The 18,280-nt window shown below is 47.3% G+C and carries 11 protein-coding genes, 6 tRNA genes, 3 rRNA genes and 1 pseudogene; 8 read left to right on the forward strand and 13 right to left on the reverse strand.

The window, feature by feature from the left end; translation table 11 throughout:
- Positions 1-46: 46 nt before the first annotated feature.
- A pseudogene (gene rnhA, locus AC3CIC_RS12515) lies at positions 47-513 on the forward strand (ribonuclease HI).
- 4 nt (positions 514-517) lie between these two features.
- On the opposite strand, the gene AC3CIC_RS12520 reads toward rnhA, so the two are convergent.
- A complete protein-coding gene (locus tag AC3CIC_RS12520; protein ID WP_026023991.1) occupies positions 518-1,246 on the reverse strand; it encodes a methyltransferase domain-containing protein in 729 nt (242 codons plus the stop codon).
- Positions 1,247-1,277: 31 nt separating this feature from the next.
- Here AC3CIC_RS12520 and gloB point away from each other — a divergent pair, with 31 nt between their 5' ends.
- Positions 1,278-2,036, forward strand: a complete 759-nt coding sequence (gene gloB, locus AC3CIC_RS12525) for a hydroxyacylglutathione hydrolase (protein ID WP_488514773.1) — start codon at positions 1,278-1,280, stop codon at positions 2,034-2,036.
- A gap of 72 nt (positions 2,037-2,108) precedes the next feature.
- The gene (locus tag AC3CIC_RS12530; protein WP_488514774.1) at positions 2,109-3,671 is read left to right on the forward strand and encodes a lytic transglycosylase; all 1,563 of its coding nucleotides are present in this window, start codon (positions 2,109-2,111) and stop codon (positions 3,669-3,671) included.
- Between the two features lie 58 nt (positions 3,672-3,729).
- On the opposite strand, the gene AC3CIC_RS12535 is transcribed toward AC3CIC_RS12530, so the two are convergent.
- A complete protein-coding gene (locus AC3CIC_RS12535) occupies positions 3,730-4,635 on the reverse strand; it encodes a LysR substrate-binding domain-containing protein (RefSeq protein WP_488514775.1) in 906 nt (301 codons plus the stop codon).
- 202 nt (positions 4,636-4,837) lie between these two features.
- Here AC3CIC_RS12535 and focA point away from each other — a divergent pair, with 202 nt between their 5' ends.
- A complete protein-coding gene (gene focA / locus AC3CIC_RS12540; RefSeq protein ID WP_488514776.1) occupies positions 4,838-6,307 on the forward strand; it encodes a formate transporter FocA in 1,470 nt (489 codons plus the stop codon).
- 34 nt (positions 6,308-6,341) lie between these two features.
- Here the strand turns inward: focA and AC3CIC_RS12545 are convergent, their stop codons facing one another.
- Entirely contained in the window at positions 6,342-7,181 is an 840-nt protein-coding gene (locus AC3CIC_RS12545) for an endonuclease/exonuclease/phosphatase family protein (protein WP_488514777.1), read from the reverse strand.
- Between the two features lie 195 nt (positions 7,182-7,376).
- Here AC3CIC_RS12545 and AC3CIC_RS12550 point away from each other — a divergent pair, with 195 nt between their 5' ends.
- Positions 7,377-7,904 carry an HPP family protein gene (locus AC3CIC_RS12550; protein WP_017004454.1) on the forward strand — a complete coding sequence of 176 codons (528 nt, stop codon included), beginning with the start codon at positions 7,377-7,379 and terminating at the stop codon, positions 7,902-7,904.
- 3 nt (positions 7,905-7,907) lie between these two features.
- Positions 7,908-8,324, forward strand: a complete 417-nt coding sequence (locus tag AC3CIC_RS12555) for a universal stress protein (RefSeq protein WP_488514778.1) — start codon at positions 7,908-7,910, stop codon at positions 8,322-8,324.
- Between the two features lie 290 nt (positions 8,325-8,614).
- Here AC3CIC_RS12555 and AC3CIC_RS12560 read toward each other — a convergent pair.
- The 10 genes from AC3CIC_RS12560 to gmhB all read right to left on the reverse strand — a co-directional run bounded on the left by AC3CIC_RS12560 (position 8,615) and on the right by gmhB (position 15,667).
- Positions 8,615-8,691: transfer RNA gene (locus AC3CIC_RS12560), tRNA-Trp, on the reverse strand.
- Between the two features lie 36 nt (positions 8,692-8,727).
- Positions 8,728-8,804: transfer RNA gene (locus AC3CIC_RS12565), tRNA-Asp, on the reverse strand.
- 105 nt (positions 8,805-8,909) lie between these two features.
- Positions 8,910-9,025 (reverse strand): 5S ribosomal RNA (rrf, locus tag AC3CIC_RS12570).
- A gap of 250 nt (positions 9,026-9,275) precedes the next feature.
- Positions 9,276-12,169: ribosomal RNA gene (locus AC3CIC_RS12575) — 23S ribosomal RNA — on the reverse strand.
- 358 nt (positions 12,170-12,527) lie between these two features.
- Positions 12,528-12,603 (reverse strand) — tRNA-Ala (locus AC3CIC_RS12580).
- Between the two features lie 103 nt (positions 12,604-12,706).
- Positions 12,707-12,782: transfer RNA gene (locus AC3CIC_RS12585), tRNA-Val, on the reverse strand.
- 30 nt (positions 12,783-12,812) lie between these two features.
- Positions 12,813-12,888: transfer RNA gene (locus AC3CIC_RS12590), tRNA-Lys, on the reverse strand.
- A gap of 1 nt (position 12,889) precedes the next feature.
- Positions 12,890-12,965 (reverse strand) — tRNA-Glu (locus AC3CIC_RS12595).
- A gap of 111 nt (positions 12,966-13,076) precedes the next feature.
- Positions 13,077-14,621, reverse strand: a 16S ribosomal RNA gene (locus AC3CIC_RS12600).
- The 16S, 23S and 5S rRNA genes sit together here with 6 tRNA genes alongside, the layout of an rRNA operon.
- Positions 14,622-15,112: 491 nt before the next feature.
- Positions 15,113-15,667, reverse strand: a complete 555-nt coding sequence (gene gmhB / locus AC3CIC_RS12605) for a D-glycero-beta-D-manno-heptose 1,7-bisphosphate 7-phosphatase (protein WP_488514779.1) — start codon at positions 15,665-15,667, stop codon at positions 15,113-15,115.
- A 124-nt stretch (positions 15,668-15,791) separates the two neighbouring features.
- Here gmhB and tsaA point away from each other — a divergent pair, with 124 nt between their 5' ends.
- A complete protein-coding gene (tsaA, locus tag AC3CIC_RS12610) occupies positions 15,792-16,496 on the forward strand; it encodes a tRNA (N6-threonylcarbamoyladenosine(37)-N6)-methyltransferase TrmO (protein WP_488514780.1) in 705 nt (234 codons plus the stop codon).
- Between the two features lie 66 nt (positions 16,497-16,562).
- Positions 16,563-18,278 carry a proline--tRNA ligase gene (locus AC3CIC_RS12615; RefSeq protein ID WP_488514781.1) on the forward strand — a complete coding sequence of 572 codons (1,716 nt, stop codon included), beginning with the start codon at positions 16,563-16,565 and terminating at the stop codon, positions 18,276-18,278.
- The last annotated feature ends 2 nt before the right edge of the window (positions 18,279-18,280 follow it).

Below are 18,280 nucleotides of genomic sequence, written 5' to 3' on the forward strand. Positions count from 1 at the left end.
CACTTGTGTCAGACTTATTGATTAATTTAAGTAGATACTAACAAATATGGTCAAGCAGGTAGAAATTTTCACGGATGGTTCTTGTCTCGGTAATCCGGACCGGGTGGTTATGGGGTCGTTTTACGCTACAAACAGCACGAAAAAGAACTAAGTGAAGGCTTTGACCTCACCACCAATAACCGCATGGAGTTGCTCGCTGCCATCGTGGGGCTAGCCAGTCTGAAAGAGCACTGCACGGTGGTACTCACCACCGACAGCCAATACGTTCGTCAGGGCATTACACAATGGATACATAACTGGAAAAAGCGCGGATGGAAAACAGCCGATAAAAAACCAGTGAAAAATGCTGACCTTTGGCAGAAATTGGACTTGGAAGCACAACGTCATACGATTGATTGGCAATGGGTGAAAGGCCATACTGGGCACCCAGAAAATGAACGTTGTGATGAACTAGCAAGAACGGGGGCAGAGAACCCAACAGGCCCGGACACAGGCTATCAACCTAGCGAATAGCGTCTTACGCGCCGCCAGTTCGGTAATTGATACCCACTGGCGATAGTTGCTTCTTTAGTTTCAACTTTGCTTTTATCAGTTTTAAAGGGTAAGTGCGTTTTCGCGCCACGATGAAATACAGCGACCCCATCGCTGGCAACAACCCAGAGCATGCATTTTCAAACCAAACCCCGCAGGTACGATGCTTTGTAACCGGAATAAGCCCGAAACAGGACATTTCGACCAGCTCATAATTCAGCAGCCCTAACCAATCTCGCACTCGAAGCGGAGAAAACATTCGCCCATTCCACGGCAGTTGATTCTTCCGCCACGGTATTATGCGGCCGATCCCCATCAAACTGCTAGGATTCACTCCCGATATGACTAAATAGCCATCATCTATCATTACCCTATCGATTTCGCGTAGAAGCCGGTGAGGATCATCCGAATAATCGAGTTGATTGGCGAGAATGCAAACATCGAAAGCTTTATCAACAAAAGGCAATTCGTAACTTTCAGATTCAACATTTCGCAGAGGATTTAACTTATCAATGCAGACCTGATGATGAATGTTACAATGCCCACTGGTTAATTCGATGCTTAAGCCACCCAGTTTGAGCATGTGATAGCCGAAGAAGCGAGGGAGCCATTCATCCAGCCGTGTCTGTATGTGTGAGCACGCCCACTCGCCATGAGCGAATTGATCCCATGTATAAGGGTATTCCAGTGGACGTTGACTGCGTGCTGGTTTCATAGTGTATTTGAGTTATAGCTGGAGAGTTTAAATGCTATCTGTATCAAGCATACCCGCATTAAATGACAATTACATCTGGCTGATAAAAAATGATGACAATCATTGTGTTGTTGTCGACCCAGGAGATGCCACGCCCGTTTTTGCGTTCTTAGAGAACCACGGCCTTATCTTAGACGCAATATTGATTACCCACCACCATGACGATCATGTTGGTGGTGTGCCTGAGCTCACATCGCATTACCCGAACACCACGGTTTATGGCCCAGCGACCGCTCGCTTCCCTCAAGTTACTCACCCCCTGAAGGACAAATCAACATTTACCCTTTTCGGTAGTGAGTTCGTTGTGCGCGAAGTGCCAGGGCATACCCTTGATCATATTGTCTATTATTCTGAGGATATGCTGTTTTGCGGTGACACTCTCTTTTCAGGCGGTTGTGGCCGATTGTTCGAGGGCAGCCCGGCTCAGATGCACAAGTCGTTATCACTCCTGTCGTCTCTGCCTGACGATACATTGGTGTTCTGCGCGCACGAATACACACAATCAAACCTAAAATTTGCTCAAGCCGTTGAACCCAGCAATACTGCGCTTAAGGATTATTCTTTGAGCGTTGATGTGTTGAGATCTAACAACAAGATCACGTTGCCATCAACGATTGGAAAAGAAAAAAATATCAATCCATTTTTGCGCGTTGACCAAGCCTCAATAAAATCGGCAGTTCAACATCGTGCAACGGATAGATCAGAAACAGAAACGTTTGCGGCGCTCAGACGCTGGAAAGATGAATTTTGACGCAAGTCGCTTGTAAGCAGTATTGAAGGCCGATTACTATCATCGGCCAATTTTTGAAAGGTTAGGTTATTAATGAAGTTCCGTTATGTATTAGTGGGATCGATGTTCCTCGCAGGATGCCAATTGACTGGGCAAGATGACGTCGCGACAACGACTAATACGCCAGAACAGCAGGAAGCGTTGCTGACCAACGAGAAAGCTGAAAACACTCAGGTTGAAGCGGTGGTCGTAACACCTGTCATCACCCCGCAAAGTCAGGAGGATGTCTGGGATCGGATTACCATGCAGTTGGAAATGCCCGTACCAGAAAACAAGCGGGTGCAATATTACCGCAACTGGTATTTGAAAAACCCTCTGCATCTACAAACAGTCGCTAAACGCGCAGAACCTTTCCTCCACCTCATCACAGAAAAAGTCGAAGAGCGCGGAATCCCGCTCGAGATTGCTTTGCTTCCAGTCGTGGAAAGCTCATTCGATCAGTTTGCATACTCACATGGTCGTGCGGCAGGTTTGTGGCAATTTGTGCCGGATACAGGTCGTCGATTTGGACTAGAGCAAAACTGGTGGTATGACGGTCGTCGAGATGTGGTCGCATCGACTGACGCTGCGTTAGATTTATTGGAATATCTTCACAAAAAATTTGATGGTGATTGGCTACACGCACTAGCGGCATACAACACCGGCGAAGGGCGAGTATTTCGCGCAATTAGAAACAATAAAGCCAAAGGCCTGCCGACTGATTTTTGGTCACTGTCGCTACCGAAAGAAACCCGAGGATATGTTCCTAAGCTGATTGCTGTCGCTGACGTGATTAAAAACAAAGACAAATACGGCCTGTCTATACCTGAGGTTGCCAACAAACCAGTGGTTGAATTGGCAGAGCCTAACGTTCAAATGGATTTAGCCCTTGCTGCGAATTATGCGGGACTGTCTCTTTCTGAACTTCAGAGCTTAAACCCTGCATACAACCATTGGGCTACAGCGCCTGATGGTGTGACTCATATTCTGTTGCCAAAAGAAAACATAGCTCGCTTTAATGCTCAGCTAGCAGAGAATAATAACCAAGGTATCAAAGTTACCCGTTACAAAGTTAAAAGTGGTGATTCTTTAGGTCTGGTCGCACTGCGTCACAATACAACAGTAAAATTGATACAACGTGCCAACAGCATTAAAGGAACCAGTATTCGTGTTGGACAACACCTTATAATCCCTGTCGCACTTCAAGACGAAAGCCAATACTCCCTAAGCGCACCGCAACGTCTAGCCAAAATGACCAGTAAAAAACGCGGAGATTACAAACTCACACACACCGTTGCCAGAGGTGACAGCTTTTGGACCATATCGCGTAAGCATGATGTCTCTCACGGAGAACTCGCACGTTGGAATGGCATGAGCCCGAAAGATCCATTACGTATCGGCCAAGACCTGGTGGTTTGGAAGAAAGGGGAAGATGGAGCACGTATCCGCACTATTTTTTACAAAATCCGCGAAGGTGATTCATTGAGCAGTATTGCTTCACGCTATGGCGTGTCAGTGACGGATCTTGTTAAGTGGAACGCTCTGAAAAAGAGCGCTTATATCAAGCCAGGACAAAAACTGAAGCTGCATATCGATGTGACTAAAGTCAGCGCATAACACGTTTGGTATCTACATAACAAAAACGCGTTGTCGCAATACAACGCGTTTTTTTATATCACATCGCCATTGGGTGACGCTTCATCATTCTTATTCCTTCCCGCTTGAAACAATCAACTAACGGGTTTTCAGCCATGTCTGCTCGCCAAACAAACGACAATGAGCGTGAAATATCGAGTTCAGGCACATTCAGTGCAACCAACTTACCGTTTTCAATGTAACGATCCACATCTAGATACGGCAGACAGGTTAAATAAGAGCCATTCGCGACAAGGCTTCGAATGACGGGGACATGTTCGTATTCCCGCCAAACATCCAAATCTGCGATGTGATTGGAGATTGCACTTTCAAACGCAGTTCGCGTACCTGAACCATGCTCTCGCAATACCCATTTCGCTTGTTCTAATTGCGCAATACTAACGCGCTCATAACGTGAAAAAGGGTGATGAGCAGAAGCGACGATTTTGAGGTGATCTGTACAGAAAGATTCTTGATGAAGGCGATTATCATCACATCGTCCTTCAATAATACCCAAGTCATAGCGGTAGTCGAGTACGCCAGAAATTACAGAACTGGTGCTGTGAACGCTAAGTGCAATTCGAATTTCTGGGAAGTCATTATCAATAATACTGATAAGGTCGGGAACTAAGTGCTCGGCGGGGGTTTGGCTCGCGCCTAAACGTATTTCACCACTCAGTAAATGCTGGTCATAAAACCCCATTTCAATGTGTTGAGCGTCTCTTAAAAGACGTTTAGCTTTAGGTCTCAACCAACTTCCCCAGTGCGTAAGGAGTAACCTTTTCCCCTTACGTTCAAACAAAGGCCTGCCAAGCATTTTTTCTAATTGTGCCAGTGACATACTGGTTGCCGACTGTGTCAGAGACAGCACTTCAGCGGCCTGACTAACACTGCCAGTATCTGCCACAGTGTCAAATACTGCTAGCTGTTTGAGTGAATATCGCATCGCTTTTCTTCCCTAAAAAGAGTCACTGAAATAACCCTAAAGACATCATGTCTCCATTGTACCTACCACGGAAAAGTCATCAATAAATCTGAATATGATTCAAAGAATTATCAATTGTACTTGATCAAGCATTCCCCATTACGCTGATTAAGAAGCAAGGCAATCGCCAAGCTAAATCACAAGGAGAATGACATGAATACATATGGGAGGCATTGCGATGACGACGGTATACTCTGATCACGAATTCGTTTCAGTCAAAGGTTTTTCTGCATCAGAAATGATGAATGAAGCGGAACGTTATGCGCTAAAGAAAATTAGCAAACGCAGCGGTGCCACACTCAGTTTAGCCATTCTGGCTGGTGCCTTTATCGGTCTCGCCTTTCTGTTTTACATCACAGTAACTACAGGCAATGACAGCACAAACTGGGGCGTTAATCGACTGATCGGCGGTTTCGCTTTTAGCATGGGACTGATCTTGATTGTTATTTTTGAAGGCGAGCTATTTACCAGCACAGTGCTGTCGAGTATTTCATGGGCTAATAATCAGGTAAGCATCAGCAAGCTGCTTTCAACTTGGGGAAAGGTCTACCTTGGTAATTTCTTAGGGGCAACACTCCTTGTCATCATGGTAACCGCGGCAGGCTTATATCAGCTTGATGGCGGTCAATGGGGCTTAAATGCGCTTAATATTGCCCAGCATAAACTTCACCACACTTGGCTCGAAGCCTTCACTTTAGGCGTTTTGTGTAACATTTTAGTTTGTACTGCTATTTGGCTCACTTTTTGTTCTGCCAACCCCATTGTCAAAGCTGTAATGACAATGTTGCCTGTCGCAATGTTTGTATCTAGCGGTTTTGAACACAGTATTGCCAATATGTTCATGGTGCCATTAGGCATCGTCATCGCCAATTTTTCTCCAGATACCTTTTGGCTTGGACTTGGCGCTAATGCAGCAACCTATGCTGACCTCACCTTCAACAACTTCATCATCAACAACCTGATCCCCGTTACCTTAGGCAACATTGTTGGCGGCGCCGTGCTTGTCGGTCTAGCTAACTGGGGGATCTACCGAAAACAAATGCAACAACCCGACATGCTGAGCATTAACACGCCAGTGACTATCGCTAAAGCCAGTAAGGACTCTGCCATGATTAACTCCGTGAAAGTAAAAGATCTAATGAATACAAACCCTATCGTCTTGAAAGCAAGTGACCGCACGGCTCAAGCCATTGACACCTTGCTTTCTAATGGCATAACTGGTGCGCCAGTTTGCGACAGTCAAATGCAGGTTGTAGGTTTTTTCTCAGTACATGATGCGATGGTTAATCTTTGGTGTGAGGACTATCTACCTGATGCGAAACAAGTCGTTGGCGAGTTGATGTGTGATGATGTGACGGCGTTAAATGCAGAAGAAAGCTTAGTTGACGTCGCTGAATTCTTAGTCATGGACAAAGAAAAGGTTTTCCCCGTATCTCCGATGGGTATCGCAACAAGCTTCTCCAATTTGTCGCTAAAAGAGCGAGTTAAAGAGGCTAAAGTAAGTAAACCGCATATTTTGCCGGTTATCACTAATGGCCGCTTAGTCGGTGTGATTTCAAGATCTGATGTGCTGCAGGCATTAAGACCACTTTATGAAAACGAGCCGTTAGTTGAAGTAGCAAAAGCCATTTAAAGAAATGAAGGGCAGTAGCAATACTGCCCTTTTGTTATTGAGAAAGAAATGTCAGAGACGCTTCGATGAATGCGTGGTCAGACGCCGTTGTCTTTTTTGACAAAGATACATTAAGCTCAAGATCTCGGTAGAACAAATGATCAAGTGGATGACCAAAAACTGTCAGTCGATCGTCGCTGCTATATTGAGCCTCTTTCAGTCCAAGCTCATCAAGTTCTTTTTTAACCACATTCAGACGCTCATCGCTCCAAGTATTAAAGTCTCCAGCAATGATGAGTGAACCACTGATATCGCTCACCGCATCAACCAGCGACTGAAGCTGCTCTCTGTATTCTTCCACTCCAAAAGTAAAGTTAATACTGTGTAGGTTAATAACAGACAGAGTATTTCCATCCGACAAGGAGAATGCACTGTAAAGAGCACTTTTCGGTAAGCGCAGGTATGGCTCAACTTTGGTATAGGCGCAGACTTTTGCTGGCTTCACTTCAGACAAAGTCATCACGCCAGCAATTTCACCATTGATCGCGAATGCGTATGCCTGATTACTATGCCACCCTTCTCGCTCTATGTAGCTGAGAAGCTGAGGTTTAGATTGAGCTTCTTGAAGTAATATCAGTGAGTTTTTTTTCGATAAATCCGAAAGCTCAGTCTCCCAACCATCTAATTGTTGTTTGTAGATATTCCATACCGCGATATTAAGTGGTTTGGTCACATCAATCGTTTCGGTCTCTGAATAGTCACGACAGCGAACGCTTGCCTCTCCTGATGCCAAGCTCGCCTCCGTCGGTACATCAACAACCATATAGACCGTTAGAATGCCGCTGATTAATAATAATGCGCCAAGGATTGCCCATCGGGATCTAAGTTGTCTCATAAAAAGCGGCACCTTATTTATTAGTTTAACATTCGATCGATCTATCTAAGAGCAAGGGTATTTCGCTCTCCCCTGATAAATATTGTCGATGAACTCATAACAGTCGTTTCAATAGCGGGACACAGCGCTCTAATTCACATGTGCAACATTCAATTGCCCCTATACTCTCTCGACTCGCACATTCAGGAGCAAAAAATGGTTAATGAATCTAAAGGCATCTATTACCGTATTTTACACCCAGCTCAAAAACCTTGGATGATTGCCTTCGTTGCAGCGATTGGCTCTGCCATTTGTATCGCCTTGCTGGCATTAATTGATGAAAGTGCGAAAGGTGATTATGTCTTAATGGCGCCTTTCGGAGCAACCATGGTTCTGGTTTTTGGATTACCCCAAAGCCCCCTAGCACAACCTCCCAATGTCATCTTAGGCCATCTAACAACAGCCATCGTCGGCGTCATTTTTGCCAATCTCTTTCCTCCTGAATTTTGGTCACTCGGGTTAGCTGTAGGTACAGGGATTTTCTTTATGATTCTGTTTAATGTCACTCATCCTCCTGCCGGCGGTAATCCGTTGCTTATCATGTTGGGTGGACACACAAGTTTCACGTTTGCGCTTTACCCTGTGCTAGCAGGTGCGTGTGTCATCGTGATTGTTGCTCTGATTTATCACGGTTTTGTATCGCGATTAGAGTATGCATGGGTCAACAAACCGAAGAAGGCATAGGCTATGTACAGCAGAATACTTTACGCACTTGATCTTGACTCTAAACCCCATTTACAAAAAGCGCTCGCTATTGCGGTGCAACTCAACGCGGAACTTTACGTCGGATATGCTACCTACATGGGTGAAGACTACACAGATGACGAGATTTATTTCGGCAAGGCAGATGGCGACAAGGTCGTTGATAGCAAGAAAAAAGAGCTCGAAAATAAGCTGGAAGCATTGCTACTGGGAACAGAACTATCAAAAGAGCATGTGTATGTCGTCGATGGCCCAGTTGGAAAAGCAATCGATCATTTAGCCCAAACACTGAGTGTAGAGCTTGTCCTTATTGCAAAATCTCATCACCACTTCAGCTTGTTGATAAAGCCTGACACTTTAATACGCTATACATCCCACTATGACTTGTTGAGCTTCAACTAGACGAATGAAACCTCAGCATTGTTTCAGGGACGCCCAGTGTAAGGCTTTAGTTTTGGCATGAGCAAATAGAACTGGCAGGGGTGGAGAGATTCGACCGGGCTGGCGTTCCAGCTCACAACATCGCTTTGAAAAAGCGACAAATACGAAAAAGCCCCGACATTTCTGTCGAGGCTTTCGAAAGTGGCAGGGATGGAGAGATTCGACCGAGCTGGCGTTCCAGCTCCCAACATCGCTTTGAAAAAGCGACAAATACAAAAAAGCCCCGACATTTCTGTCGAGGCTTTCGAAGGTGGCAGGGGTGGAGAGATTCGAACTCCCAACACGCGGATTTGGAATCCGCTGCTCTGCCAATTGGAGCTACACCCCTGTAGTTGTTTTAAAGACTTAACTTTGTCTGAATAAATGGCGGAGCGGACGGGACTCGAACCCGCGACCCCCGGCGTGACAGGCCGGTATTCTAACCAACTGAACTACCGCTCCACACGAAGATAAACACCTTGGTGTCTATCCGATACACACCGTTCAATGCGTGTATCTAAACTTTTGCCTTCATCTTTTTCTTAAAAAGATGAAAACGAATTTGAAGCCTGGCGATGTCCTACTCTCACATGGGGAGACCCCACACTACCATCGGCGCTATTACGTTTCACTACTGAGTTCGGCATGGGATCAGGTGGGTCCATAATGCTATGGTCGCCAAGCAAATTCTGTTGTTGTATCCCGCTTGTGAGGCTTCACTCTGGCTGCATTGCCTGCCTCCTTCACTCGGTCATGTACAGTCGTACACTTCCTCGCTCAGCTCGTGGGCGGCTTTGCCAGAATAAACCCTGCCTACGCTATCTCTATGGATAACGGCAAGATACTAAATCTGGGAAAATTCTGACTAGCTATGGGTTCTCAATACACATTCAACGTTCTTATCTGAGTCCGCTAAAACCCCTTGGGTGTTGTATGGTTAAGCCTCACGGGCAATTAGTACAGGTTAGCTCAATGCCTCGCAGCACTTACACACCCTGCCTATCTACGTCGTAGTCTCCAACAACCCTTTAGGACACTTATAGTGTCAGGGATGACTCATCTCGAGGCTCGCTTCGCGCTTAGATGCTTTCAGCGCTTATCAATTCCGAACTTAGCTACCGGGCAATGCCACTGGCGTGACAACCCGAACACCAGAGGTTCGTCCACTCCGGTCCTCTCGTACTAGGAGCAGCCCCTCTCAATCATCCAACGCCCACGGCAGATAGGGACCGAACTGTCTCACGACGTTCTAAACCCAGCTCGCGTACCACTTTAAATGGCGAACAGCCATACCCTTGGGACCGACTTCAGCCCCAGGATGTGATGAGCCGACATCGAGGTGCCAAACACCGCCGTCGATATGAACTCTTGGGCGGTATCAGCCTGTTATCCCCGGAGTACCTTTTATCCGTTGAGCGATGACCCTTCCATTCAGAACCACCGGATCACTATGACCTACTTTCGTACCTGCTCGAATTGTCATTCTCGCAGTCAAGCGGGCTTATGCCATTGCACTAACCTCACGATGTCCGACCGTGATTAGCCCACCTTCGTGCTCCTCCGTTACTCTTTGGGAGGAGACCGCCCCAGTCAAACTACCCACCAGGCACTGTCCGCAATCCCGATAAGGGACCAACGTTAGAACATCAAGCATACAAGGGTGGTATTTCAAGATTGCCTCCACACCATCTAGCGACGATGCTTCAAAGGCTCCCACCTATCCTACACATGTAGGGTCAATGTTCAGTGCCAAGCTGTAGTAAAGGTTCACGGGGTCTTTCCGTCTAGCCGCGGGTACACAGCATCTTCACTGCGATTTCAATTTCACTGAGTCTCGGGTGGAGACAGCGTGGCCATCATTACGCCATTCGTGCAGGTCGGAACTTACCCGACAAGGAATTTCGCTACCTTAGGACCGTTATAGTTACGGCCGCCGTTTACCGGGGCTTCGATCAAGAGCTTCTCCGAAGATAACCCCATCAATTAACCTTCCGGCACCGGGCAGGCGTCACACCGTATACGTCATCTTTCGATTTTGCACAGTGCTATGTTTTTAATAAACAGTTGCAGCCACCTGGTATCTGCGACTGCCTCTAGCTCCATCCGCAAGGGACTTCACCGGAGGCAGCGTACCTTCTCCCGAAGTTACGGTACCATTTTGCCTAGTTCCTTCACCCGAGTTCTCTCAAGCGCCTTGGTATTCTCTACCCGACCACCTGTGTCGGTTTGGGGTACGATTCCTTATAACCTGAAGCTTAGAGGCTTTTCCCGGAAGCATGGCATCAATGACTTCATCACCGTAGTGACTCGACATCGTGTCTCAGTGTTAATAGCGTCCCGGATTTACCTAAGACACCCACCTACGCACTTGAACTTGGACAACCGTCGCCAAGCCCACCTAGCCTTCTCCGTCCCCCCATCGCAGTTATAAGCAGTACGGGAATATTAACCCGTTTCCCATCGACTACGCCTTTCGGCCTCGCCTTAGGGGTCGACTTACCCTGCCCCGATTAACGTTGGACAGGAACCCTTGGTCTTCCGGCGAGGAGGTTTTTCACCCCCTTTATCGTTACTCATGTCAGCATTCGCACTTCTGATACCTCCAGCAAACCTTACAGTTCACCTTCAACGGCTTACAGAACGCTCCCCTACCCAACAACTCCGAAGAGTTGATGCCGCAGCTTCGGTGTATCGCTTAGCCCCGTTACATCTTCCGCGCAGGCCGACTCGACCAGTGAGCTATTACGCTTTCTTTAAATGATGGCTGCTTCTAAGCCAACATCCTGGCTGTCTGAGCCTTCCCACATCGTTTCCCACTTAGCGATAACTTTGGGACCTTAGCTGGCGGTCTGGGTTGTTTCCCTCTCCACGACGGACGTTAGCACCCGCCGTGTGTCTCCCGGATAGTACTTACTGGTATTCGGAGTTTGCAAAGGGTTGGTAAGTCGGGATGACCCCCTAGCCTTAACAGTGCTCTACCCCCAGTAGTATTCGTCCGAGGCGCTACCTAAATAGCTTTCGGGGAGAACCAGCTATCTCCGAGTTTGATTGGCCTTTCACCCCTAGCCACAAGTCATCCGCTAATTTTTCAACATTAGTCGGTTCGGTCCTCCAATTGATGTTACTCAATCTTCAACCTGCCCATGGCTAGATCACTCGGTTTCGGGTCTACTCCTAGCAACTTATTCGCCCAGTTAAGACTCGGTTTCCCTACGGCTCCCCTATTCGGTTAACCTTGCTACTAAAAGTAAGTCGCTGACCCATTATACAAAAGGTACGCAGTCACCCCATAAAAGAGGCTCCCACTGCTTGTACGTACACGGTTTCAGGTTCTATTTCACTCCCCTCACAGGGGTTCTTTTCGCCTTTCCCTCACGGTACTGGTTCACTATCGGTCAGTCAGGAGTATTTAGCCTTGGAGGATGGTCCCCCCATGTTCAGACAGGATACCACGTGTCCCGTCCTACTCGTTTTCACAATAAAAGCATTGTCGTGTACGGGGCTATCACCCTGTATCGCGCCACTTTCCAGAGGCTTCCACTAACACTTAAACTGCTTAAGGGCTAATCCGGGGTCGCTCGCCGCTACTGCCGGAATCTCAATTGATTTCTTTTCCTTCGGGTACTTAGATGTTTCAGTTCCCCGAGTTCGCCTCATACAGCTATGTATTCACTGCATGATACGTGCTTATGCACGTGGGTTTCCCCATTCGGAAATCGTAGACTCAAGTGGCTTTTACTGCCTTATCTACGCTTATCGCAAGTTAATACGTCCTTCATCGCCTCTGACTGCCAAGGCATCCACCGTGTACGCTTAGTCACTTAACCATACAACCCCAAGAGGTCTTTATGTATGGCAAACAACCAAGGTGACTCTCGTTAAAGAGTCGGTTCAGCTTTCGCTGAACGGTTTTTCGCCGGACTCAAATATGTTCACCTTTCGATGAAACCAAGAACACTTGAATGTGTTTGGTGTTAATCCCATCAGGATTAACGTTTTGAGAACTTTTGTTTCATTACCTCTCGGGTAGAGAGATAAGAAACAGATTTCAATTTATTTCCTCTCTATAAAGAGAAGTCATAAATCTACTAGTCAGCTTTCCAGATTTTTAAAGAGCAAAGTGATGTGTCTCTGATACAGAGATGTCCACTTTCTAAAGACACTCGTGAGAATGCATTTAAAGAGTGGTGGAGCTAGACGGGATCGAACCGTCGACCTCTTGCATGCCATGCAAGCGCTCTCCCAGCTGAGCTATAGCCCCATCGAAATGGTGTCACTAGTGTGCTTTTTCTTTAGACAAGATGAAGTATTTCGACGTTTAGCATACCAAACGAATAAAACTTCAATTTAATATAAAGGAAAAGTGGTGGGCGATACCGGGCTCGAACCAGTGACCCCCTCCTTGTAAGGGAGGTGCTCTCCCAACTGAGCTAATCGCCCACGATAGTTTTAATTCCCTCATGGAGAGAATGGTGGGTCGTGTAGGATTCGAACCTACGACCAATTGATTAAAAGTCAACTGCTCTACCAACTGAGCTAACGACCCGTGGCGTCCCATAGGGGAGTCGAACCCCTGTTACCGCCGTGAAAGGGCGGTGTCCTAGGCCTCTAGACGAATGGGACACTTATCTTTCAACAACTCGCGTCGCTGATGCGTTGAGGCTTGGGACCTCAACCACTCTTTACTTTTTCAACCTATACAATTTGTGTGGACACTGGCATTAATAGTATCGTTAAGGAGGTGATCCAGCCCCAGGTTCCCCTAGGGCTACCTTGTTACGACTTCACCCCAGTCATGAACCACACCGTGGTAAACGCCCTCCCGAAGGTTAAGCTATCTACTTCTGGTGCAGCCCACTCCCATGGTGTGACGGGCGGTGTGTACAAGGCCCGGGAACGTATTCACCGTGGCATTCTGATCCACGATTACTAGCGATTCCGACTTCACGGAGTCGAGTTGCAGACTCCGATCCGGACTACGACGTACTTTCTGGGATTCGCTCCACCTCGCGGTCTTGCTGCCCTCTGTATACGCCATTGTAGCACGTGTGTAGCCCTACTCGTAAGGGCCATGATGACTTGACGTCGTCCCCACCTTCCTCCGGTTTATCACCGGCAGTCTCCCTGGAGTTCCCGACATTACTCGCTGGCAAACAAGGATAAGGGTTGCGCTCGTTGCGGGACTTAACCCAACATTTCACAACACGAGCTGACGACAGCCATGCAGCACCTGTCTCACAGTTCCCGAAGGCACTAAGCTATCTCTAGCGAATTCTGTGGATGTCAAGAGTAGGTAAGGTTCTTCGCGTTGCATCGAATTAAACCACATGCTCCACCGCTTGTGCGGGCCCCCGTCAATTCATTTGAGTTTTAATCTTGCGACCGTACTCCCCAGGCGGTCTACTTAACGCGTTAGCTCCGGAAGCCACGGCTCTAGGCCACAACCTCCAAGTAGACATCGTTTACAGCGTGGACTACCAGGGTATCTAATCCTGTTTGCTCCCCACGCTTTCGCATCTGAGCGTCAGTCTTTGTCCAGGGGGCCGCCTTCGCCACCGGTATTCCTTCAGATCTCTACGCATTTCACCGCTACACCTGAAATTCTACCCCCCTCTACAAGACTCTAGCCTGCCAGTTCAAAATGCGGTTCCCAGGTTGAGCCCGGGGCTTTCACATCTTGCTTAACAAACCGCCTGCATGCGCTTTACGCCCAGTAATTCCGATTAACGCTCGCACCCTCCGTATTACCGCGGCTGCTGGCACGGAGTTAGCCGGTGCTTCTTCTGCAGCTAACGTCAAATTAATACGCTATTAACGTACCAACCTTCCTCACTGCTGAAAGTGCTTTACAACCCGAAGGCCTTCTTCACACACGCGGCATGGCTGCATCAGGCTTGCGCCCATTGTGCAATATTCCCCACTGCTGCCTCCCGTAGGAGTCTGGACCGTGTCTCAGTTCCAGTGTGGCTGATCATCCTCTCAAACCAGCTAGGGATCGTCGCCTTGGTGAGCCATTACCTCACCAACTAGCTAATCCCAACTGGGCCCATCCCGACGCGAGAGGTCCGAAGATCCCCCTCTTTGGTCCGTAGACATCATGCGGTATTAGCAGTCGTTTCCAACTGTTATCCCCCACGTCAGGGCAGGTTCCCAGCCATTACTCACCCGTCCGCCGCTCGTCATCTTCAAAAGCAAGCTCTTGAAATGTTACCGCTCGACTTGCATGTGTTAGGCCTGCCGCCAGCGTTCAATCTGAGCCATGATCAAACTCTTCAATTAGAATTTTTCTTGTTATACCCCCTTCCGAAGAAGAAGGTCTAACGCTCAATGAATACTGAATTACTTTTTTGCCCTAAGGCAAATCTGCATTGACTGTGTTGACAGTGTCACTTCGAAAAGCTCAACCATCTTAGGTCACTCAGTGCATTGATAAATCTTATGTCTATCAAGTACGAGTGCCCACACAGATTGTATAGGTCAAATTGTTAAAGAGCTTGCTCAGGCTTGCTGAGCGGAGAGAGATTTAAACTCAACTCCATTTTTGAGTCAAGCACTTTTGCTTTCCTCACGTTAGCTGCGAACTTTGCCGTGCCAACAGGGAGCGCATTATAGGGAGAGAATTCGTGTTGGCAATACCTTTCCAGTTAAAAAAACGCTTTTTCTCTAAAAAATCGCTCAACCGTTCAAAAGATCATCAAAGTGATAAAAAAACAGCCCAGACGGGCTGTATTTGGGTCGTATGTATTCGCTTAAGTTTTTTATCGCTACCGCTATAGCGTTTTTAAATACCCTGGCACATCAGCAATACTATCTAATACTACCGTTGCCAATGCTTCACCATCTTCAGTGAGCGACTTCCCAGTGCGTACAAGAATTTTAGTTTCCACCCCCGCAGCACTTGCAGCTTTCATATCATCCGCTTTATCACCAATCATTACTGAATGAGTCATATCGATACCAAGGTGCTCTTGCGCGGATAAAAACATACCAGGCTTTGGTTTTCTGCAATCACAGTCTTTTTTGTACTTATCATCACCATGCTCAGGATGATGTGGACAGTAGTAGATGCCGTCAAATTCGACACCTTGATCTTCAAAATTCCAATCCATCCATTCGGTCAGAGAGATAAAATCATCTTCACTATAGTAACCGCGAGCAATGCCAGATTGGTTTGTTACCAATACGAGCAAATAGCCCATTTCTTTGAACACTCGGCATGCATCGAAAACGCCTTCAATATATTCAAAGTCATCGACCTTGCTAATGTAACCATGATCGACATTAATTACGCCGTCTCTATCAATAAATACCGCTGGTTTGGCCAATGCTCTGCCCTCTATTATGCTGAGTGCGCGATTATGACATGCAATTCGCTCATCATCTATTGTCTCGCCGCTGCCCAAGCTAACTATGGTAAAGTCTGTGTTAAAAGAATCAGAGATAAATACTATGAATTACTCACTTACGCCTGTGGGTCACATTCAGTCCCCTTTCAAAGAAAAGTTCGCCGTACCTCGCCAACCCGGTCTTGCACCTAGTGCAACCGCATCTATCGCACTTTGTGGAGAAGCGAATCAAGATGATGCCGTTCGTGGGCTCGAGCAATTTTCACATATATGGTTACTTTTCTTATTCGACCAAAATTTAGCGAAAGGCTGGACACCGACAGTTCGCCCACCGCGTCTTGGTGGCAATGAACGAGTTGGCGTTTTCGCCAGCCGTGCGACCTTTCGCCCTAACGGTGTTGGTATGTCCGTTGTCCCCATCACTGGCATTAGAAAGATAGGACGTCAGGTCATTATCGATATTGGTAGTTGTGACCTAGTGGATGGCACACCTGTCGTCGACATCAAGCCTTATATTCCCTATTCCGATTCGATCACTGAGGCAAAAGGCGGATATGCGGCGGAAATACCTGACACGCTAGAAGTTACCTTCAGTGACGACGCTAGAAATCTACTTTTAAAACAAAACGACGGTGCACACAAAATTCAAGTGATTCAAGAAGTACTCGCTCAGGATCCTCGCCCCGCATATAAAAAGGGGAAATCGGACGACAAGGAGTACGCCGTCCATCTCTTCGACTTAAACGTCAAGTTTACCGTTGATGAACCGCTAATCACTGTGAGTACCATAGAAGCCTTTGGCGATTAAGGCTCTCACTGGTAATATGGCTCCCTTATACCTTCCATACTGTAAATAGATAAACGGATAGCTTAGATGCGTACCAGTAAATACCTTCTCTCTACGTTGAAGGAAACACCAAACGACGCCGAAGTAATCAGCCACCAGCTGATGCTACGCGCAGGAATGATCCGCAAACTGGCTTCAGGTCTATATACCTGGCTACCAACCGGCTTGCGCGTTCTTCAAAAGGTTGAAAACATCGTTCGTCAAGAAATCAATAACGCCGGTGCGATTGAAATACTGATGCCTGTTGTTCAACCCTTTGAACTTTGGGAAGAGACAGGTCGTTCTGAAAAGATGGGGCCAGAGCTTCTTCGATTCAGTGATCGCCACGAGCGTCCGTTTGTTCTGAGTCCGACGGCGGAAGAAGTGGTCACGAGCCTTGTTCGTAACGAAGTGAACTCTTACAAGCAGCTGCCATTGAACCTGTATCAAATTCAGACCAAATTCCGTGACGAAGTTCGTCCACGTTTTGGTGTGATGCGTGCACGTGAATTCTCAATGATGGATGCATACAGCTTCGACATCGATAAAGAAGGTCTAGAAAAATCTTACGAAGCTATGCATGTCGCTTACTGCGCTGCATTTGATCGCATGGGCTTGGATTACCGCCCAGTGCTGGCCGACACCGGTGCAATTGGTGGTTCTGCGTCACACGAGTTCCATGTACTGGCAAACAGTGGCGAAGACACTATCGCATTCTCAACGAAATCTGATTATGCAGCCAACGTTGAAATGGCCGAAGCCATCGCTCCTGCTGGTGAGCGTGCTGCGCCAACTCAGGAAATGACGTTGGTTGACACCCCTGATGCAAAAACCATCGCACAGTTGGTTGAGCAATTTGATCTGCAGGTTGAGAAAACAGTTAAAACACTGTTTGTTAAAGCCTCTGATGCTGTTGACGCAGATATCGTAGCCTTGCTCGTTCGTGGTGATCATGAACTGAACGAACTCAAAGCCGAAAAATTGGCTCAAATTGCAGCCCCGCTTGAATTTGCCACTGAAGAAGAAATTCGTGCTGTCGTCAATGCCGGCCCTGGCTCGCTAGGTCCAGTGAACCTGACTGTTCCATTCATTGTTGACCGCAGCGTGGCAGCGATGAGTGATTTTGGCGCAGGTGCAAACATCGATGATAAACACTACTTCGGCATTAACTGGGGTCGTGATGTAGAACTTGGTGAAGTGGCTGATATTCGCAATGTCGTTGAAGGCGACCCAAGTCCTTGTGGCCAAGGTACCATTTTGCTGAAACGCGGCATTGAAGTCGGTCATATTTTCCAATTAGGCACCAACTACTCTGAGAAAATGAACTGCGGCGTATTGGGCACTGATGGCAAGAATGTGATTCTTGAGATGGGTTGCTACGGCATCGGTGTATCTCGTGTTGTTGCGGCAGCCGTCGAGCAAAACCACGATGACAATGGCATCATCTGGCCAGACGCAATTGCGCCATTTACCGTTGCTATCGTTCCAATGAATATGCACAAATCTGAGCGGGTTAAAGAAGCGGCAGAGAAATTATATGCTGACCTAACGGCTGCCGGTATTGAAGTATTGTTCGACGATCGCAAAGAACGCCCAGGCGTGATGTTTTCTGATATGGAATTGATGGGCATGCCTCACACCATTATTATCGGCGAACGCAGCATGGAAAACGGTGTGTTTGAATACAAACACCGTCGTGATGGCGAAAAAATGCCTGTCGAAATTGAAAATATGGTTGAGTACATCAAAGCGAAACTGGCTTAAGT

It is taken from the genome of Enterovibrio sp. QJM3NY_24, from assembly GCF_057786035.1.

Bases quoted from the DNA above. Each gene is read 5' to 3' on its own strand.
- AC3CIC_RS12520 (WP_026023991.1), bottom strand. From the start codon at position 1,246: ATGAAACCAGCACGCAGTCAACGTCCACTGGAATACCCTTATACATGG.
- gloB (WP_488514773.1), top strand. From the start codon at position 1,278: ATGCTATCTGTATCAAGCATACCCGCATTAAATGACAATTACATCTGG.
- AC3CIC_RS12530 (WP_488514774.1), top strand. From the start codon at position 2,109: ATGAAGTTCCGTTATGTATTAGTGGGATCGATGTTCCTCGCAGGATGC.
- AC3CIC_RS12535 (WP_488514775.1), bottom strand. From the start codon at position 4,635: ATGCGATATTCACTCAAACAGCTAGCAGTATTTGACACTGTGGCAGAT.
- focA (WP_488514776.1), top strand. From the start codon at position 4,838: ATGGGAGGCATTGCGATGACGACGGTATACTCTGATCACGAATTCGTT.
- AC3CIC_RS12545 (WP_488514777.1), bottom strand. From the start codon at position 7,181: ATGAGACAACTTAGATCCCGATGGGCAATCCTTGGCGCATTATTATTA.
- AC3CIC_RS12550 (WP_017004454.1), top strand. From the start codon at position 7,377: ATGGTTAATGAATCTAAAGGCATCTATTACCGTATTTTACACCCAGCT.
- AC3CIC_RS12555 (WP_488514778.1), top strand. From the start codon at position 7,908: ATGTACAGCAGAATACTTTACGCACTTGATCTTGACTCTAAACCCCAT.
- tsaA (WP_488514780.1), top strand. From the start codon at position 15,792: ATGAATTACTCACTTACGCCTGTGGGTCACATTCAGTCCCCTTTCAAA.
- AC3CIC_RS12615 (WP_488514781.1), top strand. From the start codon at position 16,563: ATGCGTACCAGTAAATACCTTCTCTCTACGTTGAAGGAAACACCAAAC.